The following is a 19,742-nucleotide window of genomic DNA, read 5'->3' on the forward strand; positions in this document are numbered from 1 at the left end:
TCAGGAGATCGTGAGCAGCTGGTGGCCGGCGGACACGGTGGTTCCCGGGTCGGCGTTGATGGCGCCGACGACGCCGTCCTTGTGCGCCTGGATCGGCTGCTCCATCTTCATGGCCTCGAGGACCACGACGAGGTCGCCCTTGACGACGGGCTGCCCGTCCTCGACCGCGACCTTGACGATCGTGGCCTGCATCGGCGCCTTGACGGCGTCGCCCGACGCGCCCGAGGACACCGACGGGGCGTGCGAGCGGCGCGACGGCGGCACGGCGACCGGGCGACCGATCTTCGCGGGAGCGACCGCGATGCGGTCGGGAAGGCTCACCTCGAGACGCTTGCCCGACACCTCGACGACGACGGTGTGGCGCGGCTCGGCCTCCGCCGGGGACTCCGCCTCGCCGTCCCACGGGGCGATGTCGTTGACGAACTCGGTCTCGATCCAGCGCGTGAACACGCCGAAGCGGCCGTCCTCCGCGGTGAAGGCGGGGTCGCGCACCACCTTGCGGTGGAAGGGCAGCACGGTGGGCATGCCGGCGACCTCGAACTCGTCGAGCGCGCGGCGCGAACGCTCGAGCGCCTCCGCGCGGTCGCGGCCGGTGACGATGAGCTTGCCGAGCAGCGAGTCGAACGCGCCCGAGACGCTGTCGCCGGCGGTGACGCCGGAGTCCAGACGGATGCCGGGGCCGCCGAAGGTCTTGAACTGGTGGATGCGGCCGGGCTGGGGGAGGAAGCCGCGCCCCGGGTCTTCGCCGTTGATGCGGAACTCGATCGAGTGGCCGGTCGGCTGGGGGTCGTCGTAGTCGAGCACACCGCCCTCGGCGAGGCGGAACTGCTCGCGCACGAGATCGATGCCGGTGACCTCCTCGGACACGGGGTGCTCCACCTGCAGCCGGGTGTTGACCTCGAGGAACGAGATCGTGCCGTCGGCGCCGATGAGGAACTCGCACGTTCCCGCGCCCACGTAGCCGACCTCGCGCAGGATCGCCTTGGAGGAGTCGTAGAGCGTGCGGTTCTGCTCCTCGGTGAGGAACGGCGCCGGCGCCTCCTCCACGAGCTTCTGGTGACGGCGCTGCAGCGAGCAGTCGCGCGTCGAGACCACGACGACGTTGCCCTCGGCATCCGCGAGGCACTGGGTCTCGACGTGACGGGGCTTGTCGAGGTACTTCTCCACGAAGCACTCGCCGCGGCCGAAGGCGGCGACCGCCTCGCGCGTGGCCGACTCGAACAGCTCGGCGACCTCGTCCAGCTCGCGGGCGACCTTCAGCCCGCGCCCGCCGCCGCCGTAGGCGGCCTTGATCGCGATCGGCAGGCCGACCTGCTCGGCGAACGCGATGACCTCGTCGGCTCCGGCCACGGGCCCGGGCGTGCCCGGCGCCAGCGGGGCGCCGACCTTCTCGGCGACGTGCCGGGCGGTGACCTTGTCGCCGAGCGCCTCGATGGCCTCGGGCGACGGGCCGATCCAGACGAGGCCCGCGGCGATCACGGCGCGGGCGAACTCGGCGTTCTCGGCGAGGAAGCCGTAGCCGGGGTGCACCGCGTCGGCGCCGGAGCGGCGGGCGACGGAGAGGATCTTCTCGATCGAGAGGTAGGTGTCCGCGCTCGTGGCGCCCTCGAGGGCGTAGGCCTCGTCCGCGAGCTTCGCGTGCATCGCGTCGCGGTCCTGATCGGCGTACACCGCCACCGACCCGCGGCCGGAGTCGCGGGCGGCCCGGATCACCCGGACGGCGATCTCGCCGCGGTTCGCAATGAGCACTTTGGTGATCTGCGGGCGCGCGGCCGCCAGGTCCAGTGAGCGTGGCATGGATGTCAGCCTACCCACGTCCGACCCCCCGCATTTGGATCACCCGCACAAGATCGTCGGGAAATCGTGTGCGAGAGCCTACGAAGACGCCGCCGCCTCCGGCGCCTGCTCGGGCGGTGCCCACAGATCGGTCCAGACGACCCCGAGCCGCGCGCAGAGCCGGCGGACGGTCGACAGCGACATCCCCACGACCGTGGAGGGGTCGCCCTCGACCCGGTCGATGAACGGACCGCCGAGGCTGTCGACGGTGAACGCCCCCGCCACCTGCAACGGCTCGCCGGTCGCGACGTAGGCGGCGATCTCGGCGTCGGAGACGTCGGCGACGAAACCCACCGACGCCGCGGCGACGGCGTGCTCCTCGCGCGGCGGCATCCCCGGGGCCACCCGGATGACGCTGTGCCCCGAGTGCAGGATGCCGGTGCGTCCTCTCATCTGCTCCCACCGCGCGACCGCGACCTCCGGCCGCAGCGGCTTGCCGAGCACCTGTCCGTCGATCTCGAACATCGAATCGCCCCCGACGACGAGTCCGTCGAAGTCGGGGTCGTCGCGCACGAGCGCGGACGCGACGTCGGCCGCCTTGCGTCGGGCCAGCAGCAGCACGTGCTCGTCCGGCGGCAGCACCCGGTGCTCGCTCGCCTCGACCGCGGCGATGACGGCCTCCTCGTCCACCTGCGGGGCGCGCAGGATCGGTTCGATCCCCGCCTGCCGCATGAGCATCAGGCGGGCGGGCGAGGTGGAGGCCAGGCAGACGCGCATGCCGTCAAGGGTACGGTCCCCGCCACGGCCCCCGCCCCCGCCCGCCCCGCCGGCACCCGCCCGCCCCCGCGCGTGACGAACGTCGGAGTTTCCGCTGCGCGCGAGCCGGACGCGCGGCCGAGCGCCGGAGGACGGACAAGAATCCGACGATCGTCACCGGCGGTCGGCGCGCGCTCGGCCGACGTGACAGCATCGGAGGATGGACTCCGGCGACCTCATCGACCTCGACATCACCGACGTGGCGCACGGCGGTGTGTTCGTCGCCCGCCACGAGGGACGCGTCGTGTTCGTCGCCGACGCCATCCCGGGCGAACGGGTGCGCGCCCGTCTCACCGACACCGCGAAGTCGTCGTTCTGGCGCGCGGCCACGGTCGAGGTGCTCGACGCCTCGCCCGATCGGCGCGCCCACGTCTGGGCGGCGGCCGACCTGGACGTCGACCCCGACCTGCGCCCCGGCGGTGCCGACTTCGGCCACATCACCCTCGAGCGCCAGCGCGCGTTGAAGCAGCATGTGCTCCGCGACGCCCTCGAGCGCTTCGGGGGGCTGACCGATGCCGAGGTGACCGTCTCGGGCGCGGCGGCGCTGCACGGTGCGGACGGCGAGGTGCTCGCCGCGGAGTCGGAGGATGCGACCGGCTGGCGCACCCGGGTCAGCCTGCACGTCGACGCGGACGGACGCGTCGGACCCTACGCGGCGCGCAGCCACCGCGTCGTGCCGGTCGACGACCTGCCGCTGGCGACGGCGGAGATCGCCCGTGCCGCGCGGGAGCTGACCGCCCGGCCCGGTCGGGTGGACCTCGTCCAGCCCGCCGACGGGCGGGTGCGGATCGTGCCGCGTCCCGAAGCGGAACGCGCCGGACGCGGGAGGGGTCGCGGACGCAACCGCGCCGGAGCGTCTGCCTCCGCGGGCCCCGGCCGGGCGGATGCCGCCGCCGAGGTGGTCTGGGAGGAGGCGGCCGGACGGCGCTTCCGCGTCGACGCGGGCGGATTCTGGCAGGTGCACCGCCTCGCGGCGCACACCCTGACCGCCGTCGTGGCCGAGGCGCTGCGCGAGCTGGGCGGCATCGACGACACCGCCCAGCATCTGGACCTCTACGGCGGCGTCGGGCTCTTCGCCGCCACCCTCGGCGAGCTCGGCGGAGCCGCCACCCGGGTGACCTCGGTGGAATCCGATCCGCGCGCGACCGAGCACGCCGGCGAGAACCTCGCCGACTGGGTCGGTGCGCGCGCCGAGACGGGGCGGACCGATCGTTTCCTCGCCCGGCTGAACGCCGACGCCGGCGCCGCCGAGCGCGCGCGGCTGAGCCGCGGCGTCATCCTCCTCGACCCGCCGCGGGCGGGAGCGGGCCGTGCGGTCGTCGACGGCATCGCGGCGCTGGCCCCGGCATCCGTCGTGTACGTCGCCTGCGATCCGGTCGCCCTCGCGCGCGACCTCGGCAGCTTCCGTGAGCACGGCTACGAGCCGCGTCGCATCGAGGCGCGCGACCTGTTCCCGCACTCGCATCACGTCGAAGCGGTGGCGGTCCTGCAACGCGCCGAGTGAGCCGACGGCGCCGCGGAACTCACCCGTTCGGCGGATGTCGGCGCCACGCGTCATGGTTAGGCTGACCCCATGACGCGTGTGGCTCTCATCGACGACCACGAGTCCGTGCGGCTCGGGCTCGAGGCCGCGTGTGCACGCGCCGTGACCAAGGACGTCGTGTTCTCCGGCAGCAGTGTGCGCGCCTACCTGGAATGGCGGCAGCGATCCGGAGCGGCCCCCGCCGACATCGTCGTGCTGGATCTGACCCTGGGTGACGGGACGACCGTCACGGAGAACGTCTCCAGCCTCGTCGCCGACGGCTCGCCCGTGCTGATCCACAGCGTCGCCGACCGTCCCGGGGCCGTGCGCGAGGCGCTCGCCGCCGGCGCCGCCGGCGTCATCAGCAAGGCGTCCCGCATCGACGACGTCATCGCGGCGATCCGCACGGTGGCGCGCGGAGAGGCGCTCGACAACGTGGAGTGGGCGAGCGCGGTGGACGGCGACCGCGCGTTCGCCGACGCCCAGCTCTCCAAGCGCGAGCGCGACGTCCTGCGCCTGTACGCCGCCGGCCTTCCGCTGAAGGCGGTCGCCGACCGTCTCGGCATCGCCTACTCCACGGCCAAGGAGAACATCACGCGGGTGCGCGTGAAGTACGTCGAGGTCGGCCGTCCCGCACCCACGAAGGTCGATCTCCTGCGCCGAGCGATGGAAGACGGCCTCATGCCCGGCCACGCCGGAGCGGGCGCCGGTGGCGACTGACGGGTCGTCACCGGCCGGTGTGCCGCCGATCGCCGTCGATCCGGCGGTGCGTCGCCCGCTCGGCGACATCGCGGCCGGCGCCGAGCGTTTCACGCAGGCGCGGGTCGAGCGGATCATCCGTGTCGTGGTGGCGCTGGGGTGCGCCGTGCTGGGGGCGCAGTCGTTCCTGAACGCCCTCGCCTCCCGTCAGGAGAATCCGGCCGCCCATCTGCCGCTGCTGCTGGCCGTCTTCATCCCGCTCGGGGTGATGATCGCGGCGTGCGTCGCCGGAGTGGGGGTGCGCACCGCGGCGGGCGTCTTCGCGGTCGTGTTCCCGGTCGCGCTGCTGTGCTGGCCGCTGGTGACGCAGGGCCGTGCCGAGGAGGCGGCGGGTGCGCCGTGGATCTGGTACCTCCTGAACGTCGCGACCTCCGCCGCCGTCCTCGCCTTCCGGCTGCCCGTGCAGATCGTCTGGGCGGCCCTCGTGCCGCTGCTCTATGCGATCGCGCGCGTGACGCAGCTGGGCGCCGACGCCGCACAGACCGTCGACGTCGTGCGCGACGCCGTCTTCGCGGCCATCCTGGCCGCCGTCGTGATCACGCTCGGCTGGCTGCTGCGCAGCGTGGCCGTGGGGATCGACGGCGCCCGCAGCGACGCGGTCGCCTCCTACGCCGAGGCCGCCGCGGCCAACGCGGCCGAGACCGAACGGGTGGCCGTCGCCGCCCTCATGCACGACAGCGTGCTGGCCGCCCTCATCGCCGCCGAGCGCGCCGGCACACCGCGCGAGGAGGCGCTGGCCGCCGCGATGGCGCGCGAGGCGCTGACCCGTCTCGCCAACACCGACCAGGACTCCGGCGAGGGTCCCGACGAGCCCGTCGCGGCCGCCGCGGTCGCCGCGACCCTCCGCGCCGTGGTCGCCGAGCTCGACGGGGCCGCCCCGGTCGCGGGGGAGGTCGCCGCCGACGCCCCGGTGCTGCCGGGGCGGGTGGCCCGGGCGCTCGTGCTCGCGGCGACGCAGGCGGTGAGCAACGCGATCGACCACGCCCACGGGCGCGGGCTGCAGGTGTCGCTGCGCGCGGATGCCGCTCGTGTGCGAGTGCAGATCGTCGATCGCGGACCGGGCTTCGATCCGGCCGCCATCCCCGACGACCGCCTCGGCATCCGCGGATCGATCGTCGCGCGGATGGCCGCCGTCGGCGGCCGGGCCCGCGTGCGGACCACCGCCGCCGGAACCGTCGTCACCCTCGACTGGGAGTACCCGCGATGAACCTGCGGGTGCGCGCCACGCTCTCGGTGCTCGCGATCGCCTTCACCTCCTACCTCGCCGCGGGCGCCGTGCTGTGGTCGAGCCCACCGCCGCACGTCGCGGTGCAGCTGGTCGCGGTGGCGCTCTACCTCGCGACCACCTGGGTGTGCGTCTTCTGGAACTCCGGATCCAAGCCGTCGCGACGAGACCCGATCACCGGCGACCTCGGACACCGCTCGGTGCTGCCGGCATGGGCCGCGGTGCTGGCGCTGGCGACGGCGGTGCTCGTGCCGAACGCGAGCTGGGTCGCCGTGGGGACGGAGGCGCGACGCACCGACATCGGCACCTGGAGCGTGGGGGCGGTCGGGGCGCTGCTGGCCATCGTCATGGTGCGCCGACGTCCGTGGGTCGCGTGGGTCGGCGTGCTCCTGCTGGCCGCGGAGGCGGCCCTGTGGATCGGGCCGGTCGACGCGCTGGCGCTCGGCGTCGTGGGCGCCGTGCTGTGGGTGGGGGTGGCGCAGCTGCTGACCTGGCTCGTCGACCGCGCGGCATCCGACACGGCGGAACTGACCGCGTTGCAGCGCGCGGCGTCCGAATGGCTCGCGGCTCAGGAGGGGACGCGGCGCGAGCGGCGCACGCAGGTGCAGCGCGCGCTCGCGCTGGCGGGGCCCGTGCTCACCCGGACGATCGAGACCCGGGGGCGCCTGACGGAGGGCGAGCGACGAGCGGCCCGTATCGCGGAGGAAGCGCTGCGCGACGAGCTTCGCGGGTCGGCGCTGCTGGACGAGGCCGTCCGCGCCGCCCTGTCCGCCGCCCGGGAGCGCGGGACCATCGTCTCGGTGCTGGACGAGGGCGGACTGGACGGGCTGTCGCCCGCCGAGCGCGCGGTGATCCGTGCACGCCTGGCGGAGGTGCTGGCCGATGCCGACTCGGAACGCGTCTACGTGCGCGCGGCCGCGCACGAGGAGATCGCCGTCACCGTCGTGGGACGGACCCCGTCCGACGACGGTGAGGACCAGGTGGACCTCTGGAGCGAGATCCCGCGCCGCGGGTGAGGCCGGCGGCCAGAGACAGCGGCCTCGAGAAAGTGGCCCCGAGAGAGCGGCTCGAGAGGAAGAGGAGGCGAGGGGCGGCGAAGCCGCCCGCCCCTCGCCATGCGAGTGGTTACCCGAAAACCGACTCGCGAAGGGCCGATCCGCTCATCAAGCGGAACCGACCGAACGCAGAAGCGTTCCAGCGATATCGATTCTTCCGGCTCCGAGAAGCTGTGTCTGTAGGTATTTTGGGGGACAAAGACAGCGGGTCAGCCCGCGAAGCGTCCCCAGCCGATCTCGCGCCGCAGGGGCGCGCGCAGGTTCCGGGCCGAGAGCTCCCAGGCCGATCGCCGCGGGGTCTCGTCGGCGACGGCGTCGGCGGCCTCGCGCTCGTACGCCTCGGTGACCACCGCGAGCACGGCGGCCAGCTCCTCCGGGGTGGGGTCGCCGCGGCGGACATCGATGCGCACGGCATCCGCGCCGGCGGCAGCCGCGCTCGGCGGCGGCGTGGCGGACGCGGTCATAGCGGGATGTTACCGTGCTTCTTCGCGGGCAGGCTGGCCCGCTTCCCGCGCAGCGACCGCAGTGCCTTGGCGACCGCGACGCGGGTCTGGGCGGGCTCGATGATGCCGTCGAGCTCGCCGCGCTCGGCGGCCAGGAACGGCGACGCGACGTTGTAGGTGTACTCGTTCGCGAGGCGCTGACGCACCGCCGCGACGTCTTCGCCGGCCTCCTCCGCCTTGCGGATCTCGCCGCGGTAGAGGATGTTGACGGCGCCCTGACCGCCCATGACGGCGATCTCGGCGGTCGGCCAGGCGAGGTTGACGTCGGCGCCCAGCTGCTTGGAGCCCATCACGATGTAGGCGCCGCCGTAGGCCTTGCGCAGGATGACCGTGACGAGCGGGACGGTCGCCTCGGCGTACGCGTACAGCAGCTTGGCGCCGCGGCGGATGACGCCGGTCCACTCCTGGTCGGTGCCGGGCAGGTAGCCCGGGACGTCGACGAGGGTGAGGATCGGGATGGAGAACGCGTCGCAGAAGCGGACGAACCGGCTCGCCTTCTCGCCCGCCTCGATGTTCAGGGTGCCGGCCATCTGCGACGGCTGGTTGGCGATGATGCCGACGGTGCGGCCCTCGACACGGCCGAGGCCGATGACGATGTTCGGCGCGAACAGCGGCTGCACCTCGAGGAAGTCCCCGGCATCCACGATGTGGGAGATCACCTGGTGGATGTCGTACGGCTGGTTGGGGGAGTCGGGCACGACCGTGTTGAGCGTCCGGTCGGCGTCGGTGGTCTCCCACTCGAACTCGTTCTCGTAGACGGGGATCTCGGCCATGTTGTTGTCGGGCAGGAAGCCGACCATCGAGCGGACGTAGTCGATCGCGTCGTCCTCGTCCTCGGCCAGGTAGTGCGCCACGCCGGAGCGGGTGTTGTGCGTGTAGGCGCCGCCGAGCTCCTCCATGCCGACGTCCTCGCCCGTGACCGTCTTGATCACGTCGGGACCCGTCACGAACATCTGGCTGGTCTTGTCGACCATGACGACGAAGTCGGTGAGCGCGGGGGAGTACACCGCGCCGCCGGCCGCCGGGCCCATGATGATCGAGATCTGCGGGATGACGCCGGAGGCCGCCGTGTTCAGGCGGAAGATCTCGCCGTACTTGCCGAGGGCGACCACGCCCTCCTGGATGCGGGCGCCGCCGGAGTCGAGGATGCCGATGATGGGCATGCCGCCGCGCAGCGCGAACTCCATGATCTTGATGATCTTGTCGCCGGCCACCTCGCCGAGCGACCCGCCGAAGGTCGTGAAGTCCTGCGCGTAGACGGCGACCGTGCGGCCGTGGATCGTGCCGACGCCGGTCACCACCGAGTCGCCGTACGGGCGGGAGCGGTCCATGCCGAAGGCCGTCGTGCGGTGACGCACGTACTCGTCGAACTCGACGAAGGTCCCGGGGTCCACGAGCATCTCGATGCGCTCGCGCGCCGTGAGCTTGCCCTTCGCGTGCTGCTTGTCGCGCGCGGTGGCCTCGGCATCCACGACGGCCGCCTGGTAGCGGGCGCGGAGGTCGGCGATCTTGCCGGCCGTCGTCGACAGGTCGGGCTGCGCGGAGTGGTCTGGCTGCACGGTTTCGTCTGGCTGCACGGTTTCGTCTGGCTGCTCTGGCACGCCTCCCACCCTAGCGACCGCCCCCGTGCGTCGGTTGGGGGACGCTCACAACGAGACGGCGATTCGATTGTGGGATGCCGCGGAACGACGCGCCGTCCGGCCTCGCGGGTGCGGCGTAGGGTGACGCTATGTCGATTCCCACCGAGGGCTATCCCCTGACGGCCGCTGTCTCGCCCCACGTTCACGTCATCGACACCGTCGACTCCACCAACGCCAAGCTCGTCCGCGATGCCGAGGACGATCCGGACGGGCATCCGCACCTGTCGGTGCTGCTCACCCGCGACCAGCGCGCCGGCCGCGGCCGGCTGAGCCGCACCTGGGTGACGCCCCCCGGATCGGCCCTCGCGGTGTCGGTGCTGCTGCGCGTCGGCGCCGTCGCCGTGCACGACCGGGGTTGGATCCCGCTCGTCACGGGCGCCGCGATGGTCGACGCGGTCGCCGCCCAGCTGCCCGCCCACGACGTCGCGGTGAAGTGGCCGAACGACGTGCTCGTCGACGGCCGCAAGATCTGCGGCATCCTCGTCGAGGTCGTTCCCTCGGATCCGCACACGGTCGTCGTCGGCGCCGGTGTGAACACGACGATGTCCGAGGCGGAGCTGCCCGTGCCCACGGCGACCTCGTTCGCCGCCCTGCGGGCCGTCGCTGACGAGGACCGGCTCGTCGCGGCGTTCCTCGACGCGCTCCGCGACCGCATCGCCCGCCTGGCCGTCGGCGGGGGAGCCGCGGTGGCCTCCGACGTCGTCGCGCGCTGCGGCACGCTCGGCACGCGGGTGACCGTCTCGCTGCCCGACGGCGGGGTCATCGAAGGCACGGCCGCGCGGCTGGACGCCGACGGTCGGCTCGTCGTCGCGACCGACGACGGCCCGGAGAGCGTCGTGGGCGCCGGGGACGTCGTGCACGTGCGCTGATCGCGCCGGCGGCGGGCGAATCGCGGACCTCGGCCCGGTCACGCCCCGTTTCGGCGCGGTGACCGGCACAATGAGAGCGTGACCTCGCCGACCGCGTACCCCGGGCGACCCGCCACGCCCGCGCCGGGCGCGCCGACACCCGAGCGCCGCATCGCGCGCGTGCGCGGACACGCGCGCCGGCTGTTCTGGTCGGCGCTCGTCCTCATCGTCGCCGCCGGAGCCGCCGGCTACTTCACGGGCAATCTCCCCGCTCCGTTCGAGGACTGGATGCTGTGGGCGGCGACGGGCGCCGTCGTCCTCCTGCTGGTTGTCCTCCCGTACCTGCGGTGGCTGTCGCACACCTACACGGTCACGACGCGGCGCGTCGTCGAGCAGTCCGGGACCTTCGGCCAGCGCCGGCGTGAGCTCCTGCACGCGCGCGGCTACACGATCGCGGAGCGCCGCGGTCCGCTGCAGCGGCTGTGGGGCGCCGGAACGCTGGTGCTCTCCAACGGCGTCGACGAGCCCCTCCGGCTCGTGAACGTCCCCGCGGTCCGCCTCCTGCACGAGGCGCTGTCCGACCAGGTCGAGGTGAGCCAGATCCTGGCCCATCGCGACGCCCGGTGGGATGCCGCGACCACGGTCATCCCGGACCCGCCCCCGCTTCCGTAGCCCGTGCGGCCCGGCCGGCGGACAGCGCGGCCGCGGTGGCGGAGCGCCCTCTCGTCGACCTGAGAAGATGGAGCGGACGAAAGGGAGCACCATGGCACTCACCCTCGGAATCGTCGGCGGCGGTCAGCTGGCGCGGATGATGATCGCGCCGGCCGTCGAGCTGGGCGTGCAGGTGCGGGTGCTCGCCGAGGAGCCCGGGATGGCCGCCGCGATCGCCGCGACCGCGACCGGCGACTACCGCGACCTCGAGACCGTGCGCGCGTTCGCGCGCGACGTGGACGTGCTCACCTTCGATCACGAGCACGTGCCCCAGGAGGTGCTGCGCGCGCTCGTGGACGACGGTGTGCGCGTGCACCCCGGGCCCGACGCGCTGCAGTTCGCGCAGGACAAGCTCGCGATGCGTGCCCGCCTCGACGAGCTCGGGATGCCGCAGCCCGATTGGGCGGCCGTGGCCGATGCCGAGGCGCTGCGGGCGTTCCTCGACGCCCACGGCGGCCGCGCCGTCGTCAAGACGCCCCGGGGCGGCTACGACGGCAAGGGCGTGCGCGTCGTCAGCGACCCGGCGGAGGTCGCGGACTGGTTCGACGGCGGCGCGCTGCTGGCGGAGGAGCTCGTGGACTTCTCCCGCGAGCTCGCCCAGCAGGTGGCGCGACGACCGTCCGGTGCGCTGCTCGCCTACCCCGTGGTCGAGACGGTGCAGCGCGACGGCGTGTGCGCCGAGGTGATCGCGCCCGCCCCGCGCGGCGGCGCACGTCTGGCCGAGGTCGCGGCCGAGATCGGAACCGCGATCGCGGAGGGTCTCGGCGTGACGGGCATGCTCGCCGTCGAGTTGTTCGAGACGACCGACGAGCGGCTGCTCGTCAACGAGCTCGCGATGCGCCCGCACAACAGCGGCCACTGGAGCCAGGACGGCGCCGTCACCGGACAGTTCGAGCAGCACGTGCGTGCGGTCCTCGACCTTCCGCTGGGCGACGCGTCCCCGCGGCAGCCGTGGGCGGTCATGGTGAACATCCTCGGCGGTCCGCAGCACGACACGCTCGAGAGTCGATTCCCCGCGGTGCTCGAGGCCCATCCCGCCGTCAAGGTGCACACCTACGGCAAGGCGCCCCGCCCCGGGCGCAAGGTCGGGCACGTCAACGCCGTCGGCGACGATCTCGATGCCGTGGTGTACGAGGCCCGCGCGGCGGCGGCCTTCTTCACCGACTGACGCGCCCCTCCGCCCTCCGGCCCGCGCCCGATCGTGGGGGTGGGTCGGCGGTTGCTGCGTGACGAACGTCGGACCATCGGTGGGCATGGGCGTGCTCGCGGGTGATGTCGACGGGCATGAGGGCATGACTCCGACGCTCGTCACCGACGGCTCTCGAGCGTGGCGTTCCGGGGTTCTTCCAGGGTGCCGCCATAGCCTTGTCGGGTGACAAGACCCCTGCATTCCTCGGCATCCCCTCTCGTCGGCGTGGTCATGGGGTCGGACTCCGACTGGCGGGTCATGAGCGACGCCTCGCAGGTGCTCAGCGAGTTCACGATCCCGCACGAGGTCGAGGTGGTCTCGGCCCACCGCACGCCCGACAAGCTCCTGCGCTACGGCCGTGAGGCCCGCGGCCGCGGCCTCCGTGCGATCATCGCCGGTGCCGGCGGCGCGGCGCACCTGCCCGGCATGCTGGCGTCGGTCACCTCCCTCCCCGTCATCGGTGTGCCGGTGCAGCTCGCGACGCTCGACGGGTTGGACTCCCTGCTCAGCATCGTGCAGATGCCCGCGGGCATCCCGGTGGCGACCGTGTCCATCAACGGCGCCAAGAACGCCGGACTGCTCGCGGCCCGCATCCTCGGCTCGTCCGACCCGCGACTGGCCGACCGTGTCGAGCAGTACGCGCGGACCCTCGAGGAGCAGGTCGAGGAGAAGAACCTGCGTCTGAAGGAATCGCTGTGAGCATCGCCGCCCCGCCGCGTCCGCCCCGTGGCGCGGGAGGCGGTGCCGGGGGAGGCGTGATCGTCGGCGAGCAGCCGATGCGTCGCCCCGACACCCGCTCGCCGCAGGTCATGACGCGGCGCGCCTGGTGGCTCCTGGCCCTCAACTTCCTCCTGCCCGGCTCGGCTCAGGCCCTCGCCGGCAGCCGGCGCCTCGGGCGGGTGGGCCTGACGGCGACCCTGCTCATGTGGGTGGTCGTCGTGCTCGCCGGCGTCGCCGCGCTGATCTGGCCGTCGCTGCTCTTCACGATCGGCACGAACGGGTTCGCGCTGCTCGTCATCCAGCTCGTGCTCCTGGCGTACGCCGTGCTGTGGGTCGTGCTCACGATCGACACGCTCCGGCTGATCCGGCTGGTGAACGTCCGCCGCGGCTCCCGGCCGATCGTCGCGGTGCTCGCGATCCTCAGCCTCGTCGTCGGCAGCGGCGGCGCCGTGTACGCCGCGCAGCAGCTGCTGGCTCCGGCTCGCGAGGCGATCGCGTCGATCTTCACGAACAACGCCCCGCCGGTGCCGCCCTCCGACGGGTACTACAACTTCCTGCTCCTCGGCGCCGACAGCGGCCTGGGGCGCGATTCGATGCGATTCGACAGCATCTCGGTGGTCTCGGTCAACGCCGACACCGGCGCCGTGCACATCACCGGCATCCCGCGCGACCTCGCCTACGCGCCGTTCGCCGACGGACCCATGCACGACCGCTATCCCGACGGGTTCGAGGGCCACCCCTCGCAGACGTGCGGCTGGGGTCCGGGCATCAACCAGCTCATGAACGCCGTCGAGATCTGCCAGCCCGACGGAGGCGCGGAGATCTACCCCGACGCCGCCGCGCAGAGCTCCACCCCCGCCATCGAGGCGACGAAGGATGCCGCGGAGGGCATCCTCGGCATCCAGATCCCGTACTACGTGTTCGTCGACATGAAGGGGTTCGCCGACATCGTCGACGCACTCGGCGGCGTGGACATCACCGTCCAGGAGCGGCTGCCCAAGGGTGGCGGTCCCACCTACGAGGGGGAGCCGGCGGAGGACTGGGCGATCGGCTGGATCGAGGCCGGAGCGCAGCACATGGACGGCGACACGGCGCAGTGGTACGCGCGGTCGCGGTACACCACGAGCGACTGGGACCGCATGCGCCGTCAGCGGGAGCTGCAGCAGGCGATCCTGGCGCAGGCGAACCCCGCGAACGTCCTCAGCCGCTTCCAGGCGGTCGCCGCGGCGGGGGAGGACCTCGTGAAGACCGACATCCCCGACTCGATGCTGGGGTATCTGGTGCAGCTCGGCGTCAAGGCGAAGGAGCAGCCCGTGCAGACGCTCGAGCTGACGCCCGAGGGCGCCGGCATCGACACGGACGAGCCGACGGCCGACGAGTACGCGCACGTGCGCGACCTCATCCAGCAGGCGCTCTACCCGCCCTCGCCCACGCCGACCCCCGAGGGCTGAGGTCATGACCGCCACCCTCCGCCTGGTGCTGGATCAGATCGTCGCCGCGACCGACGCCGATCTCGCGATCGCCACCCGCGAGATCGCCCGCGCGCTCGTGGCGACCGCGCCGTCGGGGTGCGACGTCGCCGCGATCGTGCCGTCCGTTCCCGACGCGTCCGCCGCGCTGGAGGCCGCCGTTCCCGGCCTCGTCGACGTCACGCGCGCCTCGCTGCCGCGCCGTGAGCTCGCCGCCTCGTGGCAGCTCGGGATCGCACCGGGCATCGGGGGAGGGATGATCCACTCGCCCACCTCCCTCGCGCCCCTGGTGAAGCACGATCGGGTGCACGAGAACGATCAGACGGTCGTCACGATGTGGGACCTCGCCGCGTGGGAGCGCGCCGCGGAGATGTCGCGTCCCGCCGTCGCGTGGCATCGGGCGATGCTCAAGCGCGCCGTCAAACATGCCGACGCCGTCGTGGTGCCCACCCATGCGATGGCGGAGAGGCTCGCGGAGATCGCCCCCCTGGGCGACCGCCTCCGCGTCATCGCCGGCGCCGCACCCGCGCGCTTCGCCGTGCCCACCGACGAGGTGGGTCGACGCCGCGCGCTCGACATCCCGGACGGGTGCCTCGTCGTGTCCGGTTCCGCGGCGGCATCCGCAGGTCTCGCCGACGCCTTCACGGCGATCGCCACCTCGGGAGCCGACCTGCCCGTCGTCGTGCTCGACGCCCCCGAGGGCGCGGAGCCCGCTCTCGCCGACCTCGCCGCGGCGTCCGGTCTGGCGGAGGGCCGCGTGCACGTGCGGGGGACGCTCGAGGATGCCGATCGTGCGGCCGTCCTCGGGGGTGCCGTCGCGCTGCTGGCGCCGAGCCGGCTCGCGGGCTTCCCGTGGCGGGTCGTCGAGGCGCTCGCCGTCGGCGTGCCCGTCATCGCCGCGGACTCGCCGACGCACCGGGAGATCGTGTGGGACGGCGGCGTGCTGGTGCCGGCGGACGAGGACGGCGCTTTCGCGGACGCGCTCGCGGGCCTGCTGTCGTCGACGGCCGTCGTCGAGCGGCAGGCCGTGCTCGCCGCAGACCGCGGACGCGCCTTCTCCTGGCTCAGCGCGGCCGAGCGGGTCTGGCAGCTGCACGCCGACCTGTGAACTCGCGCCGAGGCGCGTGTCCGCGGCGTGTCCGGACTCCCAGGGTGGTATCAGGACTTCACATCAGTAACAATGGTCACGTGCGTATCCGAAGCCGGTCCCCCCGTCCCGCCCGGCTCGCGACGCGGCGAATGCTCGCGGCGGCCGTGACCGCGACCGTCGCGCTGATCGGCTCGCTCGTCCTCGCCACCCCCGCCTCGGCGACGTCCGAGGCGTCGGCGGCGGTCAGCCCCGCGGTCGGCGGCGGCGTCGTCAAGACGGCGGCGGTCACCGGGTTCAACCCCGAGAACATCATCTCGGACGCCCTGTTCTACGACGGCAACGCGATGTCGTCCGCGGAGATCCAGGCGTTCCTCGACGCCAAGATCGGCAGCTGCAGCAACGGCAAGTGCCTGAACGTGCTGAACGCGAGCGTCTCCTCGCGCGACACCTGGTATTCGGCCGCCACCGGCGATCTGGTGTGCTCCGCGCTGCAGGGCGGGACCATGCGGGTGTCGGAGCTGATCTACCGCATCCAGGTCGCCTGCGGGATCTCGGCCAAGGCGATTCTCGTGACACTCCAGAAGGAGCAGGGGCTCGTCACCAGCAGTGCCCCCTCGGATTGGAATCTGCAGGCGGCGATGGGCGCGTCCTGCCCCGACACCGCGCCGTGCGATCCCGCCTACTCCGGCGTGGGCCCGCAGATCGTCCAGGGCGTGCGTCAGCTCAAGATCTACAAGGCGGGACGCTTCGGCAAGCAGCCGGGCGTCAACTACATCGGCTACAACCCGAACGCCGCGTGCGGCGGCACCAACCTGAACATCCAGAACTACGCTACCGCCGCGCTGTACAACTACACGCCCTACCAGCCCAACGCCGCATCGCTCGCGGCCGGCTGGGGACTCGGCGACGGCTGCTCGAGCTACGGCAACCGCAACTTCTTCAACTACTACACGAGCTGGTTCGGGTCGACGCAGTTCGCCGACGGCGGGCTGTACAACGTCGGAGCCGACATCTATCTGATGACCGCGGGCAAGCGCTACCACGTGACGGCAGCGGACTGGCCGGCCTACCAGGCGGCGTTCGGGAACCCCTCGCCGGTCTCCGCGTCGCTGCTCAACGGTGCGACGACCGATGCCGGCGACGCGACGCGGTACCTGCGCAACAACTCCACCCTGGTCGTCGCCTACCTCGACGGCGGGACGACGCATCGCTTCTCCAGCTGCACGCTGGTGTCGGCCTGGGGCGGCGCCTGCGGCTCCGGCCTGACCAACGTCGGCCCCGAGGTGTTCAGCAGGCTCGGCGCGGGAAGCGAGATGACGACGTTCGCTCGACTGACCGCGGGCGGACGCATCCACGCGATCTCGGGCACCTCCCTCGTGCCGTATTTCGACGCGCGCGCCCTGAAGGAGGGCGCCGGGGTCACCGACCCCTACGCCGCCGTCATGTCGGCCGCGACCGTGCGCACGTACAAGATCGACCGTCTGCGCTTCGCGACGGGGCAGCTCGTGCGCATGCGGGGCGACGAACGTGTCTGGGCCGTGGCAGACGGCGGGCGTCTGCTCTACGTGCCGTCCTTCGGCGTGACGTCGGACATCGGGTTGAACAGTGCCGTCGTCGAGGTCTCGTCCGACGACCTGGCGGGCTTCACGCAGTCGGGGACGCTCTCGGCCGTCGTCGCCTGCGGAGGCAAGACCTACCTCGCCGCGTCGGGGACGTTGTATCCGTTCTCCGACGCCTCCGGGTTCTCGGCCTCGGACCTCGGATCCGCCGTGTGCGGCACGCTGAAGCTGTCGACCGATGCGCCGCAGAAGATCTTCGTGCAGGCATCGGGAACCGCGGAGGTCTACGTTCTCGAAGGCGGCGTGCGCCGCCACGTCACCTCCCGGCAGAAGCTGTCCGAGCTGGCCGGCTCCGCGTCGCCCCGCGTCCTCACCGTCTCGTCGGCGTCCCTCAGCCCGATCCCGATCGGGCCGGCGTATCTCTCCGTGGGGGCCGGGGTCCCGATCCAGGGCGTCGGCGAGGCGCCCGTGTGGCTTCCCATCGGCAGCGGCGGACTGCTGCACGTCCCCTCCTTCGGGGTCACCGAGGACCTCGGCATCCCGCGCTCGTCGGTGACGTCCGTACCGGCATCCGTGGTCGCCTCCCTGCCGAAGGCGGGCACGCTCTCGCCGATCGTCTCGTGCGGCGGGGCCGTGTACCTGGCCGCGTCCGGGACGCTGTACCGGTTCTCCAACGCCGCCGGCTTCACCGCATCCGATCTCGGCCCGGCCGTGTGCGGGGTGCTGACGCTCTCCGCGGATGCGCCTCAGCGGATCTTCGCGCGGGTGTCGGGCACGGCGGAGGTCTACCTCCTCGAGAACGGCAGCCGCGCGCACGTCACCTCGATGGCCAAGCTCGTCGAGCTGGCGGGGACGTCGTCGCCGCGCGTGCTGAACGTGACGGCCGGCACCCTCGCGCAGTTCCCGCTGGGGGATCCGCAGGTGTCGGTGACGGTGGGGACCCCGATCCAGGCGACCGGTGAGGCGCCGGTGTGGCTGCCCATCGAGGGTGCGCGCATCCTCCACGTCCCGTCCTTCGGCGTGACCGAAGACCTGGGGATCGCCCGGTCATCGGTGGTCAGCGTCCCGGCCGCGGTCGTGGCCTCCTTCACGCAGGCGGGCACCCTGTCTCCGATCGTCCGCTGCGGCGGCACCGTCTACGTGGCGGCATCGGGCACGCTGTTCGCCTTCGCGGATGCGACCGGATTCACGCCGTCCGATCTCGGAGCGGAGGCCTGCGCGAAGCTGACCGTCTCGGCGGACGCGCCGCAGGCCGTGTTCGTTCGCGTGTCGGGCACCGCGGAGGTCTACGTCCTCCAGGGCGGCGAACGGCGTCACGTGACGTCGATGTCGGCGCTCGTGCGTCTGGCCGGCACGGCCTCGCCGCGTGTCCTCACGGTGACGTCCGGGAGCCTCGCGCAGCTGCCCCTCGGCGCGAACGTGACCTGACCCGTCAGGATCGCCCGCTCGCGTGCCCCAGGTACGCTCCCAGACTCTCCTCGAACGCCGGGGGAGCCCATCCCGTCGCCGCGATCTTCGACAGATCCAGGACGCTGTTGCGCGGCCGAGGCGCGACGGGGGCCGTCGCGGCGGCGAAGTACTCGTCGGTGGTGACTCCCGACACGCGTGCCGGATCGTGACCGGTGAGGTCGAAGACCCGCCGGGCGATGCCGGCCCAGGTCTGCGGCTCGCCGCCGCCGGTGAGGTTGTACGTGCCGTAGTCCGCGCCGGTGGTGAGGAGGTGGTGGATGCCGGCGGCGATGTCCGCGGTGAACGTGAGACGGCCCGTCTGGTCGCTCACCACCTTCGGGTCGACGCCGCGCTCGGCGAGCGCGGCCATCGTGCGCACGAAGTTGTTGCCGTCGCCGATGACCCAGCTGGTGCGGATGATGTAGTGGCGCGGCACGCCGGACACGATCTGATCGCCCGCCGTCTTGGTCTGTCCGTACACGCCCAGGGGGCAGACGGCGTCGTCCTCGGTGTAGGGGCGATCGAGCGTGCCGTCGAAGACGTAGTCGCTGGAGACGTGGACGAGGGTGATGTCGTTCGCGGCCGCCACGCGGGCGAGGGCGGCGACGGCGGTCGCGTTGGCCGCCCATGCGTCGCGGCGCCCCTCCTCGGTCTCGGCGAGATCGACCTTGGTGTACGCGGCGGCGTTGATGATGACGCCGTAGTCCCGCCAGCGGCGCGCGCGGTCGAGGCCGGGGGCGGTGATGTCGAGGGAGCTGCGGTCGGTGTACTCGACGTGGGCGGCGTCGCCGTACTCGGCGCGCAGGGCCGTGCCGAGCTGCCCGTTCGACCCGACGACGAGGATCTTCTTCGGTGGGATGGGCGTCACGTCCGCGAGACGCGGGTGGTTCTTGTCCTTCTCGCTGATCTCGACCTCGTCCAGCGGGATCGGCCAGTCGATCGCGGCGGTCTCGTCGGCGAGGTTGAGGAACGAGTACTCCGCGCTCGGCGACCAGTGGTCGTTGACGAGGTACGTGTACGCGGTGTCGGGCTCCAGGGTCTGGTACGAGTTCCCGACGCCGCGGGGGACGAAGATCGCCTTCGACGGATCGAGCTCGGTCGTGAAGACCGCACCGAAGGTGGGCCCCTCGCGCAGGTCCACCCAGGCGCCGAAGATCCGTCCCGTCGCCACCGAGACCCACTTGTCCCACGGTTCGGCGTGGATGCCGCGGGTGGTGCCGACGGCGTCGTTGAAGGAGATGTTGTTCTGCACGGGGCCGAAGTCGGGCAGACCCAGCGCGGTCATCTTCTCCCGCTGCCAGTTCTCCTTGAACCAGCCGCGCGCATCTCCGTGGACCGGCAGATCGAAGACGACCAGGCCGGGAATGGCGGTCTGGGCGACCGCGAGGTCCTTGCCGTACTCGGTCACCGC

Annotated in this window: 16 protein-coding genes; 11 read left to right on the forward strand and 5 right to left on the reverse strand. The window is 72.6% G+C overall.

Annotation, left to right across the window (positions count from 1 at the left end; translation table 11 throughout):
* Both AC6CQV_RS02440 and AC6CQV_RS02445 read right to left on the reverse strand, forming a co-directional pair.
* A complete protein-coding gene (locus AC6CQV_RS02440) occupies positions 1 to 1,797 on the reverse strand; it encodes an acetyl/propionyl/methylcrotonyl-CoA carboxylase subunit alpha (protein ID WP_101306736.1) in 1,797 nt (598 codons plus the stop codon).
* 78 nt (positions 1,798 to 1,875) lie between these two features.
* Positions 1,876 to 2,553, reverse strand: a complete 678-nt coding sequence (locus AC6CQV_RS02445; RefSeq protein ID WP_498260155.1) for a Maf family protein — start codon at positions 2,551 to 2,553, stop codon at positions 1,876 to 1,878.
* A 199-nt stretch (positions 2,554 to 2,752) separates the two neighbouring features.
* Between AC6CQV_RS02445 and AC6CQV_RS02450 the strand changes: the two genes are divergently transcribed.
* From AC6CQV_RS02450 to AC6CQV_RS02465, 4 genes are all read left to right on the forward strand, one after another.
* Positions 2,753 to 4,096 (forward strand): class I SAM-dependent RNA methyltransferase, encoded by a 1,344-nt coding sequence (locus AC6CQV_RS02450; protein WP_498260156.1) that lies wholly within the window; start codon positions 2,753 to 2,755, stop codon positions 4,094 to 4,096.
* A 69-nt stretch (positions 4,097 to 4,165) separates the two neighbouring features.
* Positions 4,166 to 4,834, forward strand: a complete 669-nt coding sequence (locus tag AC6CQV_RS02455; RefSeq protein WP_060960971.1) for a response regulator transcription factor — start codon at positions 4,166 to 4,168, stop codon at positions 4,832 to 4,834.
* Positions 4,824 to 6,080: a sensor histidine kinase gene (locus AC6CQV_RS02460; protein ID WP_498260157.1), complete on the forward strand. Its 1,257-nt coding sequence runs from the start codon at positions 4,824 to 4,826 to the stop codon at positions 6,078 to 6,080. The genes AC6CQV_RS02455 and AC6CQV_RS02460 overlap by 11 nt, the downstream gene beginning before the upstream one ends.
* Complete coding sequence (locus AC6CQV_RS02465) at positions 6,077 to 7,114, forward strand: hypothetical protein (RefSeq protein WP_101306733.1); 1,038 nt, start codon at positions 6,077 to 6,079, stop codon at positions 7,112 to 7,114. Before AC6CQV_RS02460 ends, AC6CQV_RS02465 begins: the two co-directional genes overlap by 4 nt.
* A gap of 248 nt (positions 7,115 to 7,362) precedes the next feature.
* On the opposite strand, the gene AC6CQV_RS02470 is transcribed toward AC6CQV_RS02465, so the two are convergent.
* Positions 7,363 to 7,617 carry an acyl-CoA carboxylase subunit epsilon gene (locus tag AC6CQV_RS02470; RefSeq protein WP_060960969.1) on the reverse strand — a complete coding sequence of 85 codons (255 nt, stop codon included), beginning with the start codon at positions 7,615 to 7,617 and terminating at the stop codon, positions 7,363 to 7,365.
* Positions 7,614 to 9,215 (reverse strand): acyl-CoA carboxylase subunit beta, encoded by a 1,602-nt coding sequence (locus AC6CQV_RS02475; RefSeq protein WP_060960968.1) that lies wholly within the window; start codon positions 9,213 to 9,215, stop codon positions 7,614 to 7,616. The genes AC6CQV_RS02470 and AC6CQV_RS02475 overlap by 4 nt, the downstream gene beginning before the upstream one ends.
* A 170-nt stretch (positions 9,216 to 9,385) precedes the next feature.
* Here AC6CQV_RS02475 and AC6CQV_RS02480 point away from each other — a divergent pair, with 170 nt between their 5' ends.
* From AC6CQV_RS02480 to AC6CQV_RS02510, 7 genes are all read left to right on the forward strand, one after another.
* Positions 9,386 to 10,165, forward strand: a complete 780-nt coding sequence (locus tag AC6CQV_RS02480; RefSeq protein ID WP_498260158.1) for a biotin--[acetyl-CoA-carboxylase] ligase — start codon at positions 9,386 to 9,388, stop codon at positions 10,163 to 10,165.
* Between the two features lie 78 nt (positions 10,166 to 10,243).
* Positions 10,244 to 10,816: a PH domain-containing protein gene (locus AC6CQV_RS02485; protein WP_498260159.1), complete on the forward strand. Its 573-nt coding sequence runs from the start codon at positions 10,244 to 10,246 to the stop codon at positions 10,814 to 10,816.
* Positions 10,817 to 10,907: 91 nt separating this feature from the next.
* Entirely contained in the window at positions 10,908 to 12,023 is a 1,116-nt protein-coding gene (locus AC6CQV_RS02490) for a 5-(carboxyamino)imidazole ribonucleotide synthase (protein WP_258186424.1), read from the forward strand.
* Between the two features lie 252 nt (positions 12,024 to 12,275).
* Positions 12,276 to 12,743 (forward strand): 5-(carboxyamino)imidazole ribonucleotide mutase, encoded by a 468-nt coding sequence (gene purE, locus AC6CQV_RS02495; protein WP_191009570.1) that lies wholly within the window; start codon positions 12,276 to 12,278, stop codon positions 12,741 to 12,743.
* On the forward strand, positions 12,740 to 14,215 hold the full coding sequence (locus AC6CQV_RS02500; protein ID WP_498260160.1) for an LCP family protein: 1,476 nt from the start codon (positions 12,740 to 12,742) through the stop codon (positions 14,213 to 14,215). The genes purE and AC6CQV_RS02500 overlap by 4 nt, the downstream gene beginning before the upstream one ends.
* Before the next feature lie 4 nt (positions 14,216 to 14,219).
* The gene (locus tag AC6CQV_RS02505) at positions 14,220 to 15,341 is read left to right on the forward strand and encodes a glycosyltransferase (protein ID WP_498260161.1); all 1,122 of its coding nucleotides are present in this window, start codon (positions 14,220 to 14,222) and stop codon (positions 15,339 to 15,341) included.
* A 146-nt stretch (positions 15,342 to 15,487) separates the two neighbouring features.
* On the forward strand, positions 15,488 to 18,310 hold the full coding sequence (locus AC6CQV_RS02510; protein WP_498260162.1) for a hypothetical protein: 2,823 nt from the start codon (positions 15,488 to 15,490) through the stop codon (positions 18,308 to 18,310).
* 4 nt (positions 18,311 to 18,314) lie between these two features.
* Here the strand turns inward: AC6CQV_RS02510 and AC6CQV_RS02515 are convergent, their stop codons facing one another.
* Complete coding sequence (locus tag AC6CQV_RS02515) at positions 18,315 to 19,739, reverse strand: sugar nucleotide-binding protein (RefSeq protein WP_498260163.1); 1,425 nt, start codon at positions 19,737 to 19,739, stop codon at positions 18,315 to 18,317.
* Positions 19,740 to 19,742 lie beyond the last annotated feature (3 nt).

The sequence above is a fragment of the Microbacterium sp. EG9 genome (assembly GCF_059759475.1).